Here is a 17,678-nt window from a genome sequence, read left to right on the forward strand (position 1 = left end):
GAGATTGCGAGGCTTCGTTAGATAGAAGCGCTGGATGATTTATACGAGCGTATGATCGAGACTGTCATTAGGACACGTCAGGCGGAATTCGTCGATTTAAGCCTGATTTATTAAACCCCACGAACGCGCAGTCAGTTGCGCGAACCTCGGACTGGCGTGATCGCGCTATCTTGAGGCGGCTTGATGCCGAGCGCTTCTGCCTTCAAAACGAATTCGGCGAGCGAACGTGCTCCCATCTTGCGCATTGCCTGTCCACGATGAATCTTTACGGTGATTTCGCTAAGCTCCATTTTGCTGGCTATCTGTTTATTCATAAGGCCACTTGCGACGAACGCCATGACCTCACGCTCACGAGTTGTTAGTGACTCAAAGCAGCGACGCAAATCGTTGACTGCTCTACTGGCGTCTCGTCGTTGCTCGTCTTTCGTAAGCGCGTGAGTGACCGCATCAAGCATATCCTGATCGCGAAACGGTTTTGCCAGAAAATCCATTGCTCCAGCTTTCATTGCTTTGACTGTCATCGCAATGTCTCCATGTGCGGTCATGAAGACGATCGGCAGACGCATCTGACTCTCAGCAATCTGCTCCTGAACCGCCAGACCGCTTTGCCCTTTAAGGCGAACATCTAGAATCAGACAGCTTGGAACATCAGGCATTTCATAGGCTAGAAACTCCTGCGCTGTGCTGAAGGTTTCTACGACAAGCCCCACGGAGCGCAATAACCTGCTTACGGCCTCGCGCATCGACTCATCGTCGTCGACGACGTACACCATCGTCGCGACTGCAGTGTCTTTTTCTTCCGCGCTTACATTGCTAACTCTCATGACATCTCCCTTCATCAACCGGCAGGATGAACTGCAATACTGCGCCGCCTCCTGCGGGCGATTCAGCCCATATACGGCCGCCGTGTGCCTCCACGATCGAGCGGCAAATCGACAGGCCCATGCCCATACCGTCAGCTTTGGTCGTAAAGAACGCGCTGAATAGCCGATCCGCGTTTTCCTCGCTTATCCCATTTCCCGTGTCTTGCACGATCACGTGGGCATAATCACCATCGAACTGCCGCGTAACGATTTTCAGCGTGCGCATTCCGCTCACGTCGGCCATCGCTTGAATGCCATTCATCATCAGATTGACCAACACCTGCTGCAATTGCACCCGATCACAACATGCGGTGGGCGACGGCTCGTCAAGGTCGAGTTGCAAGTACACACGATGACGCTCCATTTCGCGCCCCATTAACTCGACGGATTCACCGACGATGCCGTTGAGGTCGATGGTCGTCGGGTTACGATCGCGCTTGGTCGACATGGTGCGAATTCGCTGGATGATCTCACTGGCTCGCTTCGCGTCGCGAATCATCTGCGTAACGGATTGTTCAACTTCGCCGAGTTCGGGAGTGGGACGATGCAGCCAGCGCAGGGCTGCGCCGCCGCAGGCCGCGACCGCAGCGATGGGCTGCGTGACTTCGTGGGCGATCGAAGCAGCCAGTTCGCCAAGCATGGTAATGCGTGTCACGTGTGCGAGCTCTGCGCTTGATCGCGCAAGCGCCTCTTGCGCACGCTTGGTATCGGTGATATCCATCAAGGCACCGACATATTCCGGTCCACCAGACTGTGAGGGCGCGAGATGTGCAACATAGTGCACGTACTTAGTCGTACCGTTAGGCATAGTAAGGCGATGCGCCACATCGACCAGCGCCGCCCCGCCCTCTCCCTGTCCAAATGCGCTAAGCACGATTGACCGATCGTCGGGATGAGCGCGCGCGACGATCGCCTCGAACGACGGTACGACGTCTCGTTCGTACTCGAAAATCCGGTAGGTCTCGTCCGACCACCACATCGTTCTGTCGGGAAATCGGGTCGCAATGCTGCCGGTACGGCTTAGCTGCTGAGCATCACGCAGAAAGGCCTCGCTGCGCTCGAGCGCCTCTTCTGCCTGCTTACGTGCCTCGATGTCGGTGTTCACTCCGTACCAGCGCAAAATCATGCCGGCGGCGTCACGCAGCGGCTCCGCGCCAAGATGCATCCAGCGGTAGGCGCCGGTACCCGTCCGGATTCGGGAGACGTTCTCAAACGGCGAACCCGCGGTTATCGCCGACTGCCAGTCTTGCTGCATTTCAGGCAGATCCTCCGGATGCACTATGGCGGACCAGACATTCGCACCACCTTCGCCTTCATCAAGCGTCACGCCCATATCGTTCCAGCGGCGATTGATAAAGGTCAGCTCGCCGTCGCTCGACGAACTCCACACCATACCAGGAATCGCGTCGATGGTAGCGCGCAATTCTTCCTGTTGACGTTGTAGCGTGGCCTCCATCTCTTTGCGCTTCGTGATGTCGTTGTTGGTGGCCAATACAGCGCGCGGCGTCCCGCTGGCGTCGCGCCATAGTGCCGAGCGACTTGAAATCACCACGACACTGCCATCCTGCCGAACTCGCCGCAGCTCGCCATGCCAGCGGTTGGTGCGCAGCAGCGTATCGCGAATCTCTTCTACGGGGGTCGCGGACGACGTCTGCGTAAGTGTGTGGATCGACTTTCCGATGGCCTGCTCTGCCGTCCAGCCATATAGCGCTTGCGCGCCGTGATTCCAGAACGTAATTCGATCGTTCATGTCATGCACGACGATCGCGTCATGGGCAAGGTTGAGCAGTTCGATCTGTTCCTGAAGTGTCGCCGTGGCCGCCAGATTCCGGAGGCTCAGGAAAGAGGTCGTCCCGATTGCGACTAGACTAACGACACAACGGGCAACCGCGGAAGTCGAATAGCCGGTGTCGTGCGACAGCACAAAGCCGAGCAAGGTCAGCGCGACGCATCCCCAAGCGGCCTTGATCGTGGCTTGTCGATTATTAGTCGAAGCGACCAGCAACACCACTACGACATAGAACACCGCGACCGCGATGTCAAGCGGCGTCAAAGCGTCGATCCCAAATACCACCAGTGCAATGACCGCAGCTAGCGGCGCGACGACGCTAGTTTCACGGTATGCGATGGGCAGCACGCGTTGCAAGGTTTTCATGGCGGCCGGATCAATCCGAAACCGAACGAAAATCGGGCATCACATTGCACAAATGCATGGATACAGGGTTTTCGAAACGGTTGTTCATGCGCGAAAACCGGCAGACCGTCGGCATGAAAATAGCCAGTTTGGCTTTCCAGGCAACTCATACTTCTTACCTGCCGGGGACCGAAGGGTTTCGATCTGATTGGCATCATGCGCGACCCTGCACCAACAAGGATACTTATTTTTTCTTAAACCTTCCAAAGACATTTCGATCTGGAATGCCGTAGGACCGCCGTTGAGGCCTTTGCCAGAACAGGCTTTAGAGTTTCGGCCGCCAGACGCGGTCGAGTCATTGTTCGCCGCGCGGCTGCAATGTGACCGTACAAGTCATGCCCATGGCCAGCCTCACATCCGGCGGGATCCGGTCTAAATGCACCCGCACTGGCACACGCTGAGCGAGCCGCACCCAGGTAAAAATCGGATTGACATCGGCAAGCAAATCGCTTCCCGTTGGATTGTCCCTATCAGCAATCCCGCTCGCCAGACTATCGACGTGGCCCATAATGTCCTTACCGCCTGACAGCAGCCGTACCACCGCTTGATCGCCGACGCGCACGGTCGGCAGCTTGGTTTCCTCGAAATAGCCGTAAACCCAGAATGAATGAGAGTCGATGAGTGCCATTCGCGCGGTACCAGCAGTGGCGAAGTCCCCGGGGTACAGATTCAGATTCGTAATGTAGCCGTCTGACGGCGCCCGCACTTCGCTGCGCGCCAGATTCAATGCCGCGGTCTGCTGTGCGACCACCGCTGCTTTGTACATCGCTCGTGCAGCACTATAGGCCGCAGTGGCGGCGGCGTATGACGAAGCAGATTGCTTTTCAAGAGAAGCGGAATCGGCGCGGCTTTCGTCGGAAATGACATCGCCAGCCAGATTGGCCCGGCGCGCCGCCTGCGCGCGCTTCATGGCGAAGCTCGACTGACTGCCGGCCATCTCCGCCTTCGCCTGCTCTACTTGCGCCTGCGCGCGTAGAAGATCGGCATCGGCTTGCGCTAACGCGTAGTGAAAACGCGCTGGATCGAGCACAAACAGGATGTCTCCCTTGCGCACCAATTGGTTATCCTTCACGCGCACCTCGGCGACGAGGCCTGACACGTCCGTTGCGACCTGCACGACATCCGCACGCACTTTGCCGTCTCGTGTCCAAGGCGAAAACATGTAATCGACCCATAGCATGCGAACCAGCGCGATTGCCACTATCAGAACAGTGAGCGTGAACACAGTTCGCAGAATCGATTGCTTTGTCATCGTCATTTAGCAAGAAAAACTGTCAATGGATAGCGCAGAGAGGCGGATCGCCGTGGCAATCACTTCCAAAACAGCAGTGACGTACCGCTGAACATCGCCGCAAATAGCGCTACGCGAAACAAGCTTGGGTGCCACGTGAAGTTATAAAAATTGAACTTTGCGAGGACCAGATCAAGTCCAATGAATATCAGTACGCATACCGCGAGAATCGGCAGAAGACTTGGCACGAGCAATGAAAAAAGATCAATTTCGCGGGGCATTATGTGCTCCTTCCTGTGCAACGGGCGATGTTTCCTGAGCTAATTGATGAGCTTGATCCGCCGCAAATCCGCCACCCAACTCTTTCATCAGAAGTGCCCACGAGTCCAGCCGTTGTGCCTGATTACTTGCGAGCGCCTCCTCTTGCCGCAGCTGAACGTTTTGCGCGGCGAGTACGTCAAGGAATTCTGTGATGCCACTGCGATAGCCAGTCTCCGCCAGTCGGAACGAATTGCGCGACGACTCCAGCGTGCTTTGGATCGATGACTGTTGCTGATCGAGCGAGCACAACGAAACTACCTGCACTGCAACGGACTGCACGGCGTTGACCACGCTCTGGTTATATGCATCGACTGCGGCATCGCGCGACGTAACGGCAACCCCGTATTGCCCGCGCCGACGTCCACCATCAAAGATCGGCAGAGAGACGGCGGCTCCCACACTGTGACCGAGACCATCGCTATTCATAAAGTTTAAGAACCCACCGAAGGTCGTCGCCGAACCCAACGACGCCGTCGCGATCAGGTTGACGTCCGGATAGAAGTCCGCATGTGCCGCGTCGATGCGTTTGTCTGCGCTTAAGACTCGCCAACGCGCCGCCACGACGTCTGGGCGATGACCAATGAGTTCGGCCGGCAGCAAAGCCGGCAGTGCCACCGGAACGCTCAGCGCAAGTTCCGGCCGACCCAGTTTTTCGCCATATCCTGGGCCCTTTCCCGCCAGCCCAGCTATCTCGATGCGGCTCACCGCCAATCGTTGTTGCGCCTCGTGGACTCGTGTAACGCTGGCCTGAAACTCTGTCGCCGCCTGACTGACTTCCAACTGGCTGCCGACTCCAGCGCGCCAGCGACGCGTCGTGATATCGAGCGTGCGCTGCTGCTCCCGCTGGACCGTGCAGTACACGTCCAGCAACGCGTATTCGAGCGACAAGTGCACGTAGCTACGCACCATGGCGGTTTGCAGTTCCACGAGCGCGAAACGGGCATCCGCGGCGGCGGCTTGCACGTTGTCGAGCGCGACCTCGCGAATCGCCCGCGTTTTGCCCCACAAATCTAAATCGAACGACAGGTCCGCCTGAACGCTATTGCTCCACACAGTGGTCCCACCCGGCGGTGCCGGCGTTGTGTAGCGGGCATAACGTCTCCGCTCAAAGCTGCCGTCGGCATTGAGTTGCGGCAACTCGCCCGCACCAGCTATCTGCGCCTGATACCTTGCTGCTGCAACCCGTTCTTCGATTGCCCGTAAATTCGGATTGCCGGCTACCGCGTCCTGCACAAGGGTGTCGAGTTGCGGGTCATGCCATTGTTGCCACCAGTGGTCGGTGGGCCAGCCGGCGTCAGCCTGTGTGGCGCGCAACGCTGCTCCGGGATCGAGCGATGTCGGGTCGAGCATCGACTCGTTCGTGTGGATGCCACCACTGGTGATGCATCCACTCAGCAGTAGCGCTGAAGTCAGGCCAGCGAATTCTGGTCGGAAGATCGAGCGAACCGATAGACGGTGCAGTCTCATGCCGCTCTCCTTGTATGCCATAAGGACAACGTGCCGTCCTGCAATGTCAGCTCCGTAATATGCAGCAAGGCGCGCATCCGGCAGCGCGTGAGCATCGCTGCGTCGACAGTCAGATTCTGTGCGACAGGAAGCGCGTCGAGCGCCTGTCGGGTTGCAACCAATGCGGCGTCTGCGGCGCTTTGCGTAGATTGGGCAAACACTTCGGCTGTGGCAGAGAGCCAGACCTGCTGTGCGCCAGTCCATTGCGCCGGCAATGCGGTGCCAAGCCGCTCCGTATCAAGCCGCATCTGGATCATCGCTCGGCCGATTTCAAGTGCCGCGAACGCCCAACCGATCAGATGATTGCGATCCATATGCGCATCGGTCGGTGCTGAGGTGATTTCGATAATGAAATCACGAAGACTTAATTCAAACGTAAATAGCAGATCGTCCAGTTCACCATCTCGCGCGTCGGTAATCACAAGCGTACGAACTTGCTTCAGATACTGTGCAGTCACCCATTCACTCGCGCGCGGGACGATAACCGAAAATGCAGCTGCGGCTGTGGCGATGCCGAAAAGCAGCGCAAAGCCGGTGTCGAGATAGGCGCTCGGATTGTAGGTCGTAGGATTGGCAATGCTGACGATAAAACAGAAGTACAGACTAAAACCGAGCCCAAGAATCGCCGTCCTCGCGAAGGTATTTACATAGGAACCAACCATAACGAAGATCGAGATCGTCGCGGCCAAAACCTCGAATGCGTTGAAGTTCGGTAACAGAATAAAGTTGAACCCGAAGCCCGCCATCCAGCCGAGCAGACAGCCAACAAAAATTTGCCAGCTCGCGACCGTTGGATTGGGAGCGAGCGCAAACAGAGCGCTGGTGATCGCAACAGCGACAATTGCGCTCGATCCGCCTACCCAACCCGAGGCCAGCCACGCTCCGCCGACCAGCAGTACCGCTATTGCAGCCCTAGTCCCGGCAACTAGTGCTGCAATCCGATTGGCTGTCGCGCGTGTACGTCCAAATCTGCTGATAGTCTCAATGACCGAGCGTGACCACGAACGTAAGTCATTCGTGCGTATCTGAACGTAGCTGCCACACAGCACACGAAGATCGGCAATCGAGAAAAACAGCGCGGCTCCAGTGGTCGCCACGAATTGACGTTGGTGAGGCGACAGATCTGTCAGAGACAGAAGAAGCCTGCCTAGATGCGCAGGTAGGTCCGCTTCGAAACCTTGCAGCTTTTTGTCAAGAGTTTCGACCTGCTTGAGAGTCACGATTTGCGGGTGCTCAGGCTCTGGAACAATAGCGAGTAGCGCTTCAATCAGCTCCTCGACTGCGGCGAGTGCGCGCGGTTCAGCTTGGGCGGCTGCTCTTGCTTTCAATTGATGGAGTGCGTGAATCCACGCCACGGTTTCGAGAAAGCTCCGGTCTAGGTCGAGAAGGACATGATTGTGCAGACGAATCGACGGGTCTTCGAACACCGCACCGCTGCGCAGGCTTTCGATGCCGGCCCGTTCGGTAATCAGATTGACAAAAGTCTGAAAATCCACTGCCGCGGGAAATTGTCGCAGCATCGTATGCAACGCCGCGAGCAGATCCGTAAAATTTCGGCTGCCCGACGCATAGAGAGCCGGCGCGATCTTCTTGGGGAACACCAGTGCGCTCACGATGCAGGCGCAGGTCACTCCGATCACGACCTCGCTGACCGTGAAAACCACATTGTCGAACACGCCATACGGATTGGACCAAGCCGGCATTGCCGTAATCGCCGTGCCATACCCCGTCAACACGAAACCATACGACTGGAAGTTGCGGAAGTAAGAGGCACCGAATACGCACACACCGATCCACGCCGCCAATGCCACAAAGAACAGCAATGGCTGCTGCGGAAACAGTACGATAAGTAAGAGCCCCGCGAAGCTGCCGCAAACCATGCCTAGTCCGCGATAGAAGCCGCGCGCGATCACCATTCCGCTTTGCTGGTGCATCATGACGATGACGCATGACACCATGGCCGTACCTGGTGTGCGAAGCTCCAACCGCATGCATAGCCACATGGCGAGCGTCACCGCTCCGGCAACCTTGGTGATGTGCAAAAAGCGCGGGCCGTCCTCTTTCAAGTATGTCGTCAGTTCATCCCGCCATCGCGGGCGAGCGATCTTATTCATTTGCAGGTTCATGAGTTGCCCGTCAGTACGAAGCCGTCAAAGACTGCTGCTTTACGTGGCATGGATGGTTATTGCGCAGGGCAATTTCACGCTTGCAGCTTGCAATGCACTTGCTCATGTCTTTTGCAAAAAAGCATTCTTTTTCTATATGCGAAGCACAATGAAAAGCAGTTGGGTCCTTCCACCTTCAGGCCAAACGCTTGCCACACACGTCCCTGACCCAAATGGGTCGATCCAGCTTGGCAAAACCGTCACCGCGCCCGCTGAGAATCGCGCACATCGTATCGATGGCCCTCGTCGACCAATAGTGCCACCGCCCCCCGCCCGGCTGCGCACGCTGCACGTCGAGTGCCTGCGGTCTTGCACTCGCCATCGAACCATGATTGAAACAGCTGTGCAACCGCCGTTTCCCGTTCGGAATGCCGCTCGTGACGCCCCCAATGCGTTCCACGCCGGAAGCCATGAGCGCTATTGCGGGCTATCCGGCGATGCTATTGCCGCAACGTGCGAGCTTCTTCGCTGGAAGTTGAAGAATGACCGGTGTTCCCGAACTGATACTGAGCCTGATGGCCCCGTTCTCGCAGTCGCAGCCTAGGGGCGCGGTTCGTGATGTTTCATATCGCAAACAATATTAGAGTCACGGTTAGGCACACTGAACTACTTAACGGACTTGGCAGGAACGTCTATTTCCTTCAGGGAAGCCGCACCGGATACACTCAGCAGCAATCGGGAGGCCGCTTTAAAATCGTCCCAATCGAGTCCTTCGGTAAGGCGCGAGCACACGGTATTCAATAGTTGTGCAGTTTCCAGACTCCGGCCTTGCACGTGCCAGAGGCGGCCGAGGCTGGTCGCCGCTCGCAACTGCAATGTACGGTTGCCCTGCACGGTCGCGTCTTCCAGGGAGGCATTCAGGCACGCCTCTGCGTCGCGCGTGACCGCACCGGGCGGCGACGCAGCTGTTTGCTCCATGAGCAGCAGCTCTCCGTGAATCCGCCTGAGTTCGCCGACAAACCAATGGTCGCCTGTTTCGTCGCAGCGGGACAACGCGGCGACAACGGTTGCGATGCCCTGTTCCCGCTGGCCTGCGCGGCCAAGCGCCAGACAGTACTGTCCAATTAGCATGGCGCGCGGCGCGCCGAATTCGAGTGCTTCGAGATCATTTAGTGCTGCACGAAACGCCTCCAGACGCGGCGCCGCATTGGTGTCCAGTGAGCGCAGATATTCATCAAAACACCGCGCGCACACTTGCGACACGTTCAGACCTGCCTGCATAGAGACATCCTGCAATAAAGCGATTGCCTCACTCGCCAGATCACGCTTTTCCGAAAGCAAAGCCAACGGCACGAGCGCCTCGACAAGCACATAGCAGGCGACTATGGCGGGTTGCTGACCGCATGCCTCAACCGCACTGTCCTGAGCCATTCTCAGAGCCTGATCGCGGGAACCTTGGAGCCACAGCACACGAGCGAGCGTGGCCCTGCCGACAACGCTCTGGTCGACGGATTGGCCAAGTGGCAGCCGATGTTGCAGCCCCTCGGTGTGTTGCAACAGCTGTTCGAGCGATGCGCGCGCTTTCTGCTGATCGCCAGCATAATGCTGCGCGATGCCAAGCAGACGATATCCCAGGATCGCCCCGCTTGCGTCGCCCGTCTCCGAGCAAAGCGAGGCGAAGCGCTTCGCAAAGGCTAGTGCATTACGCGACGCGCCAGCCGACTGACTCGCGTTCCACATACCCCATAACGCACGCGCTTCGAAAGCATGGTCGCCAAGCGCAATCGCCGAACCGATAATCTCCGACCAGATACCCACCGTCTCACGAGACGGCCCGTTGACATAAACGAGCGCAGCGGCGAGCGCGGCCTGTAGTTGCATACGTACACGCAAACAGTGGGTTGAGCGCGCTTCTTGATGCGTCACAATCACAACGTCAAGGGCACGGCGGGCCCAACTGCAGCACTCGTCGACCAACGACAGTTCGTAAAGTAAAAAAACCACCTTGACCGCAAGCCTTTCAGCTAACGCCTCGTCTCCTTTGGCCGACAGAGCCCAACCTAACGCCGCGCGCAAATCATCCAGCAACTCGTGCATTCGTGCGTGCCAGCCATCGGCGAAAGAATGCACCACATCAGTGCTGCCGGATTCATCACCTTCGAGGATGCCAAGAAAATATCGTGCGTGATGCAACGTGACAAGACGTCGCTCCCCATTGTCATCCAGCTTCTGCATCGCATATTCGCGCGTCGTCTCAAGCAGGCGATAGGTTGCGCCGACGGACTCCATGCGTGTTACCACCAGCGACTTTTCCACCAGTCCCATTAGCGCGGTGACCACATCGACATCGCTCAATACAGAATCCCCAGCAATAGCAACCGCCGCGTCTACTGTGAAGCTGTTTACAAGGATACCAAGCCGACGCAACGTCGTTCGTTCCGCTTCATCGAGCAGACCGTAACTCCAGTCGAGCGTCGCTTTCAATGTCTGATGCCGCGGCAGTGCCGTGCGATTTCCACCCGTCAGTATATTGAAGCGGTCGTCGAGATGGGCGGCAAGGGTCTCGACGCCGAGAATCGCAGCTCGCGCCGCCGCCAGTTCGATAGCTAGCGGTATGCCGTCGAGTCGCCGACATACCGTGCCCATCAGCTGAACATTTTTTTCGTCAGAGGAAAATCGAGCGTCGATTGAACGGGCCCGCGCAATGAAAAGTTCAATTGAACTGCAATTGAGCAGGACGCTGCCCGAATCGTCATCTCCGGGAAGCTCCAATGCAGGAACCCAATATAGATGTTCGCCTGATACGCGCAAAGGCTCACGGCTCGTGGCGAGGACTCGCGCCTCTTCGCTCACGCCAGAAAGGATCTCTGCGAGTTCAGCAGCCGGTCCTAGCACATGCTCACAGTTATCAAGCACAAATAAAACACGCCGCCCAGCAAGTTCTCTGCTCAAGCGCGGGAGTGTCAGCGGACCTGCCCCCGGAGTAAGACCCAAACTGGCCGCAAACGCAGCAAGAACACTGTTGACATCCGAGGTAGAGGCCAGCGAAACCAGATAGACCCCTTCTGTGTACACGCTCAGCAGACTACGTGCGACCGCAATCGCCAAACACGTTTTACCAATTCCTCCTGATCCGACCAGAGTCACATGGCGGGCCGAAGCGAGCGTCTGAGAGACATCTTCGATCGCTTTGCCACGACCGATCAACATGTCTTGATTTGACGGCAGATTGTGCGGAACACCATGACTGCGCCGGGGGGCCTCAATCTCTGCTTTCTGGCTCGTCTTTGGTGATGTTGCGCTCGGTATGCCGATCTGCAGTAGCCTGTAGCCGCGTCCAGACACCGTCTGTATCAGCCCCCGGCTATCGCCCAGCATTTTGCGCAACACGCACATGTGCACCTGCAGGTTGCTCTCGTCGACGATGGTGTCCGGCCAAACCTTTCTGAGCAGCTCTTTTTTCGATACCAGTTCGCCGTTTGCTGCAATCAGCACAACGAGCATATCGAAAGCTCGACTACCGAGACGGATGGGCTCGTTATCGAGAAGAACTTCTCGAGCGTCGATGTTTACCTGTAGAGGACCAATCCGGATCATCGAACCTGATTCCCAAAGCGTGGTGTTGAGAGACTATCGCACAGCGCGCGTCAAGCGATGCATATACGAAGCTCGGCCAGACGCAACCCCGGATGCATAGAGAACCGCCTTGTGCCTCGCACGAGGCGATTATCCCAGATCAATATCTACCTTGAAGGCTAGGCATTGCGCTGGGCTACTTGCCTAGCCAGACCAGTTTAATCTTTGTATCATGCGTCCCAACATACCGGGTAGCCCAAAAGCCATGCCGAAAAAAGTACGGATCGACGAGCCCGCAGCGCATATCGCGGCGCACGAACTTCCCAAAGCTATTGCACGGCGTCTAGCGCCTGAAGTCCGCGAGCGTCAGATTGTCGCTAAGGCAGTCGATCACTTTGCCACGCATGGTTTTGCCGGCAGCACGCGAGAACTTGCTCGCCAACTCGGTGTGACGCAGCCGCTCCTGTACCGATATTTTTCGAGCAAAGAGGCATTGATCGACCGTGTGTACGAAGAAGTTTATCAATGGGATTCGAATTGGGAAACCCTGATCAAGGATCGTTCCGTCCCAATCTATAATCGTCTGGTTCGTTTCTACTCGCTGTACGCGGAGGTCATTCTACGGCGCGAATGGATTCGCATTTTCATTTTCGCCGGCCTCACGCGCGAGGGCATCAATTCCAAATATCTTTCGCGATTGCGCGAACGCGTCTTTTTGCCTGTGATGGCCGAAATTCGGTCTTCCTATGATTTGCCGGTGGCGACGAGCCCACGAGAGCGCGAAATAGACCTCGAATTGATCTGGAGCCTACATGCGAGCATTTTTTACCTTGGCGTGCGCAAGTGGATCTACGGGCTGCCGGTCAGCGATGACATCGATGACCATATCACACGGCATATAGATGCCTTCCTTAGTGGTGTGCCCACGGCACTGAAAACCGACTCGCAACCTGCCGCAAAGACCCGATCCCGGACGAAATCGACCATCTGATATGCGTCGGCCATCCTGCCGGCGCTCCGCTTCACACTCTCCCGCCGCGTCGTACAAATTGACTTTTTCAGGGTAAACACCGGCAGCGCGCCGCTTTCTCCGGCAGACACATTAGCCTACAATTTATCTATCGATCACTAATCGGTCGATTAATTGCGTTGCTGGAGCTCCAGATGCCGATTCCAAAGCTTGCTCACTATTCGATCCGCACCATCGATCTCGAGAAATCCTGCCGCTTCTACGAACAGATCCTCGGGCTCAAACGTGGCTATCGGCCGCCCTTCGATTTCCCCGGTGCGTGGCTCTATATGGGCGGCGACGAGGCGGACTTCGGCACGGTTCATATCATCGGCGTGGACCCCGCCAATCCCGACGGTCTTTCGGCTTACCTCGGCGACAAGACGGGATCGTCAACGGGAACTGGCACTGTTGACCACATCGCGTTTCTGGCGACCGGCCTCGCAGAAATGTGGATCACCTTGAAGACTGAAGGCATCGCGTACCGTGACCGAACAGTGCCTAGCCTCGGTTTACATCAGGTGTTTATTGAAGATCCATCGGGCGTCACTATTGAGCTGAACTTTCCAGCGCAAGAAATTGCCGGAATGACCAGTAATGATCTGGCCCAAGCCCAGATCCAGGTCCCCGTCGACACAGGAGAATAATCATGGCATCAAATCCCGCACGCCCCACGGCGATTATCGTCGGCGGTTCACTGGGCGGCCTGTTCGCGGCTAATCTATTGGTGCGTAACGGCTGGGACGTCCAGGTGTTCGAACGCGTCCCTGATGAACTTGCCGGACGCGGAGCAGGCATCGTCACACATCCCGAATTGTTCGAGGCGATGAAGGCAGCCGGAGTTGATTTCGATGACTCCATCGGCGTGAAGGTGCATTCGCGCGTGACGTTTGCGCAGAACGGTGCGATTCTTTCGGAGCGCGAGTTGCCGCAGACGCTCACGGCTTGGGGAAAGATGTACCACGTCCTGCGCGCTGCCCTGCCCGACGCCCACTATCACGCTGGCGGCACAGTCGTATCGGTGCAAGACGGCTCCGATAAGGCGACTGTCGCTCTAAGCGACGGCAGCGTCTTGCATGCGAATCTCGTCGTTGCCGCAGATGGATTCAAGTCGGCTATTCGCGAGCAATTCCTCCCCGACGTCAAACTGCAATACGCAGGATATGTGGCGTGGCGCGGACTTGTTGACGAAGCCTCACTTTCGCCACAAACACGCGAAGCTTTATTCGAGAAGTTCGCCTTTTGCCTGCCCCCGCGTGAGCAGATTCTCGGCTATCCGGTCGCCGGCCAGAGCAACTCCACCACGCTTGGCGAGCGCCGCTACAACTTCGTATGGTACCGCGCCACCAGTGAAGATATTCAGTTGCCGAACCTGCTAACCGACGAGTCGGGGAAACGCTGGGTAGGCGGCATTCCACCCACCCTTATCCGCGAGGATGTGCTCGCGGATATGGAGGACGCCGCACTGACCCTGCTTGCGCCACAGTTCGGTGAAGTCGTGATGAAAACAAAGCAGCCGCTTTTCCAACCGATCTTTGACCTCGAAGTCCCGCAAATGGCCTTTGGCAGGATTGCCCTATTAGGCGATGCCGCATTTGTTGCGCGTCCGCACTGCGGTATGGGCGTAACGAAGGCAGCGAGCGACGCCGTGGAACTGGTGAAGGCCTTAAATCTTCGCAATGACGTCAAGGAAGCTCTGATGGACTATAGCCATGTGCGTACCCGGGTCGGCGCTGCAATCGTTCAACATGCACGTCACCTCGGCGCCTATATGCAAGCGCAGTTGAAGAACGACCTCGATCGTGAGATGGCGGAGCGATATCGAACTCCTGATGCTGTGATGCGGGAAACTGCCGTTCCCACAAGCTTTTAGCTGCTGGCCTACTACCACGATTGCTAGAATGAAAAGTTGCCACATTGACTGTAGCCTTAAGCGCAAGCAGACAATGTGGAGTCTGCCGCCTCAGCCTGCATAGTGAGGGGCCGACAGATCACGGCCGCGGCGATCAATGACCGCTCTCTTCGCAGATTCGCGCTTCGAGAAACGATTGCACGATTGCTGGCAACCTTATGTCTGCAGCTTCGCTGTTGGGCATTTCGGCGTTGGTTTTCTCAGGTAGCGATGACGTCATGATATAGACGATCGGATTTCTTGCCAGTTGGTCTTTCACTTCTTTCCTGATCGCGGAGTCATTGCGTAATCTCGACCGCTACACTTTCGCGGACGTGGTGTCGTACCGGCGGCGACGAAGACCGCTTCCTGATGGCACCGCGTCCCAGCTCGTTTGTCATCACGCCCCTCTATATCGTCTCAAAGATAAATGATGTCGGCGAGCTGGACATACCGCAGTACAAACACGTGAAACAGTAAAAAGATATTAATTCTGCTGATGCGGCGGCTTAAATTGTGCCACCTCGTGAACACACGAGAAAAACCAGGAGTAATGTTCAGGTGAGTGACCGAATGGTAATTCAAACCGGAAACCTAATGATCTTATTGCAATCATGAAAATCGCAATCGCCGGCGGCTCCATCGCAGGGCTGGCTTGCGCCCTGACTTTGTCATGCACGGGCCACGAAGTTCACGTGTTTGAGCGCTCAGCAACACCACTCAGAGGTCGCGGCGGTGGTGTAGCAGTTTTACGTCAGATGCTACGATTTCTTGAACAGCATGGCCACCAGACGCGCGCTACGCTCGCGGTGCCGACTCATCGCCGTCGATGGATCGATATTGCAGGCAATGTGATGCACGAGGACCCGGAGCTCTTGCCATTCTCCTCGTGGGACGCGGTCTACCGATCGTTATGTAGCATGCTGCCGTCAGCGGTGATTCAGTACGGGCGGAACGTGACAACTGTCGCGCAGGATGCCCACGGCATTGAGATCCAGTTTGAAAATGGTCCACCGATCCGCTCGGACATATTGATCGCTGCCGACGGGACAGGGTCTCGCCTGCGCTCATTGCTGTTTCCGGGTACCACGTCGTCTTACGCGGGCTATATCGCATGGCGAGGGTTAGTCAGCGAGAGCGCCTTCGCCCCGGCGGAAATCGCTGATCTGATTGAGAACATCACGCTTTTCCGTTCAGCGGACGAACTGTTCATGGCGTTCCTTATCCCGTCAGCAAACGGGTCACTTGATGCGGGACAGCGCCGGTTTAATTGGCTCTGGTACCGCAACGAGGCAGACCTCGCAAAAGTTGAATCGTTCTTAACCGATCGCGACGGCCAGCGGCATCATGCGTCGATAGCTGCGGGCGCCCTGTCGGAGCATTCGCTTGCGCATCTACGAAAAATTGCACCGGAGCGTCTTCCGCGCATTCTGTCGAAACTATTGACTTCGACAGAGAGCCCCTTCTTGCAAGTCATTTACGACGCACTAAGCCCGTCGTTTGCATCTGGACGTATTGCGCTCGTAGGCGATGCAGCCTGCACACTAAGGCCACACACTGCTTCGGGGACGTCGAAAGCCGCCGATGATGCAGTTAGCCTCGCCCAGGCACTCAACGCATCCCAAACAGCAGAAAGTGACACCGTGCGTGTACTCGCAGATTGGGCCGAAGTACGGCGTCGCGCTGTTGAACCTCTTCTTCTCAAGGGACCAATGCTTGCCAAATCATTCGGTCTTGGCTATTCGTGACACCACGAAGCCACCTACGGTTAATCATCTCTTTGTACAGACTTATACCTCGAGATTAGGCGGGTGAATGCATTGGTAATGCCGGCACCCATTTGTAGGGATAGCGCGGACCCGCTTCTGATCGTATTGTTACCTCAATGGGCGATGCGTAACGCCTTTCCTTAAATGGATCGAGAGGTCAAGCAACTATGGACAGAATTTTCAGCATGCGTGTATTCTCGCGGGTCGCGGAAACTGGCAACTTCAGTCTAGTGGCAAAAAACCTAGATTGCAGTGCCGGTAATATTTCGCGCGCAGTCAGCTCGCTCGAGGATCATCTCCATACGCGGCTTGTGCAGCGAACAACGCGCAGCGTATCGCTTACCGAATGCGGCGAGCGTTACTACCATCGCTGCAAGAAAATTCTGGCGGAGATCGACGCCGCCGACGCCGAGGCTAGCAACGCTCACACACTACCGCGCGGAAGACTCCGGGTTCACGCCGTCCCAGACATCGGGCTAAAGCAGCTGACATCCACAATAGTCGAATATCGCAAGGCCTTCCCAGCCGTCTCGGTCGATCTGAAACTGCTGTCAGATATGGACAATCTGATAGAGGACGAGTTCGATGTATCAATCGTATTAGCATACTCTCTCCCGGACTCGCGCAATATCAATAAGCTGGTTGGGCGATGCGAACGCATTCTGGTTGCAGCACCTGAATATCTTTCACGACATCCCATTGCGGCAGTGAGCGACCTGTCGAATCACACTCTGATGCAAGTTAATTCATCGTTCGATTTGCCGTCAGAATGGCCCCTCGGAACGACAGTCGATACTGCCGCCCCTTCTGAACTGGCCGGTAATTTTGTTGTCAATAATATGCAGGCGCTCAGGGTCGCCCTGCTCGAAGGAGCGGGAGTTGGTGCTGTACCGACGTATTCAGTCGCGGACGATATCAGAGAGGGAAAACTGGTTCACCTGTTTCCGGACTACCCTTTGCAAGACACCAACATGTTCGTTGTCTATCCGTCGCGTCAGTGTATGTCGACGCAAAGATCAAGACGTTTGTGGAGTTTCTCACCAACTCGCTGCGGCAAAAACTCGATCTACGTGTTGCGCACTTCCAACTCAAGGCAACCGCTCATCGTCTCACGCAAAGCGAAGACTTCCAGTCGCTCGGCCTCGCGACCGCCAATTGACGGGTCTCGTTTGAAAATCGATATTCTTTTCTGCAAAACATCGCACTAACGTGC

13 protein-coding genes are annotated in these 17,678 nt (G+C 56.6%); 5 read left to right on the forward strand and 8 right to left on the reverse strand.

What is annotated here, in order from left to right:
• Positions 1 to 131: 131 nt before the first annotated feature.
• The 7 genes from P3T18_RS36270 to P3T18_RS36300 all read right to left on the reverse strand — a co-directional run bounded on the left by P3T18_RS36270 (position 132) and on the right by P3T18_RS36300 (position 11,817).
• On the reverse strand, positions 132 to 824 hold the full coding sequence (locus tag P3T18_RS36270; RefSeq protein ID WP_429304770.1) for a response regulator transcription factor: 693 nt from the start codon (positions 822 to 824) through the stop codon (positions 132 to 134).
• The gene (locus P3T18_RS36275) at positions 814 to 3,018 is read right to left on the reverse strand and encodes a PAS domain S-box protein (RefSeq protein ID WP_429304771.1); all 2,205 of its coding nucleotides are present in this window, start codon (positions 3,016 to 3,018) and stop codon (positions 814 to 816) included. Before P3T18_RS36275 ends, P3T18_RS36270 begins: the two co-directional genes overlap by 11 nt.
• Before the next feature lie 334 nt (positions 3,019 to 3,352).
• A complete protein-coding gene (locus P3T18_RS36280) occupies positions 3,353 to 4,309 on the reverse strand; it encodes a biotin/lipoyl-binding protein (RefSeq protein ID WP_429304772.1) in 957 nt (318 codons plus the stop codon).
• A 59-nt stretch (positions 4,310 to 4,368) separates the two neighbouring features.
• On the reverse strand, positions 4,369 to 4,569 hold the full coding sequence (locus tag P3T18_RS36285; RefSeq protein ID WP_429304773.1) for a DUF1656 domain-containing protein: 201 nt from the start codon (positions 4,567 to 4,569) through the stop codon (positions 4,369 to 4,371).
• Positions 4,553 to 6,076, reverse strand: coding sequence for an efflux transporter outer membrane subunit (locus tag P3T18_RS36290; RefSeq protein ID WP_429304774.1), 1,524 nt, complete (start codon positions 6,074 to 6,076; stop codon positions 4,553 to 4,555). Before P3T18_RS36290 ends, P3T18_RS36285 begins: the two co-directional genes overlap by 17 nt.
• The gene (locus P3T18_RS36295; protein ID WP_429304775.1) at positions 6,073 to 8,229 is read right to left on the reverse strand and encodes an FUSC family protein; all 2,157 of its coding nucleotides are present in this window, start codon (positions 8,227 to 8,229) and stop codon (positions 6,073 to 6,075) included. Before P3T18_RS36295 ends, P3T18_RS36290 begins: the two co-directional genes overlap by 4 nt.
• A 657-nt stretch (positions 8,230 to 8,886) precedes the next feature.
• A complete protein-coding gene (locus P3T18_RS36300; RefSeq protein ID WP_429304776.1) occupies positions 8,887 to 11,817 on the reverse strand; it encodes an ATP-binding protein in 2,931 nt (976 codons plus the stop codon).
• A 244-nt stretch (positions 11,818 to 12,061) separates the two neighbouring features.
• On the opposite strand from P3T18_RS36300, the gene P3T18_RS36305 reads away from it, so the two are divergent.
• From P3T18_RS36305 to P3T18_RS36315, 3 genes are all read left to right on the forward strand, one after another.
• Positions 12,062 to 12,787, forward strand: coding sequence for a TetR/AcrR family transcriptional regulator (locus tag P3T18_RS36305; protein WP_429304777.1), 726 nt, complete (start codon positions 12,062 to 12,064; stop codon positions 12,785 to 12,787).
• A gap of 173 nt (positions 12,788 to 12,960) precedes the next feature.
• Positions 12,961 to 13,452 carry a VOC family protein gene (locus tag P3T18_RS36310; protein WP_429304778.1) on the forward strand — a complete coding sequence of 164 codons (492 nt, stop codon included), beginning with the start codon at positions 12,961 to 12,963 and terminating at the stop codon, positions 13,450 to 13,452.
• Positions 13,453 to 13,454: 2 nt separating this feature from the next.
• Positions 13,455 to 14,678 carry an FAD binding domain-containing protein gene (locus P3T18_RS36315; RefSeq protein ID WP_429304779.1) on the forward strand — a complete coding sequence of 408 codons (1,224 nt, stop codon included), beginning with the start codon at positions 13,455 to 13,457 and terminating at the stop codon, positions 14,676 to 14,678.
• A gap of 133 nt (positions 14,679 to 14,811) precedes the next feature.
• Here P3T18_RS36315 and P3T18_RS36320 read toward each other — a convergent pair whose 3' ends face one another.
• The gene (locus tag P3T18_RS36320) at positions 14,812 to 14,976 is read right to left on the reverse strand and encodes a hypothetical protein (protein ID WP_429304780.1); all 165 of its coding nucleotides are present in this window, start codon (positions 14,974 to 14,976) and stop codon (positions 14,812 to 14,814) included.
• 334 nt (positions 14,977 to 15,310) lie between these two features.
• Here P3T18_RS36320 and P3T18_RS36325 point away from each other — a divergent pair, with 334 nt between their 5' ends.
• Positions 15,311 to 16,444 (forward strand): FAD-dependent monooxygenase, encoded by a 1,134-nt coding sequence (locus P3T18_RS36325; protein WP_429304781.1) that lies wholly within the window; start codon positions 15,311 to 15,313, stop codon positions 16,442 to 16,444.
• Between the two features lie 188 nt (positions 16,445 to 16,632).
• Positions 16,633 to 17,673 (forward strand): LysR family transcriptional regulator, encoded by a 1,041-nt coding sequence (locus tag P3T18_RS36330; RefSeq protein WP_429304782.1) that lies wholly within the window; start codon positions 16,633 to 16,635, stop codon positions 17,671 to 17,673.
• Positions 17,674 to 17,678 lie beyond the last annotated feature (5 nt).

It is taken from the genome of Paraburkholderia sp. GAS199 (genome assembly GCF_050436585.1).
GTDB lineage: Bacteria > Pseudomonadota > Gammaproteobacteria > Burkholderiales > Burkholderiaceae > Paraburkholderia.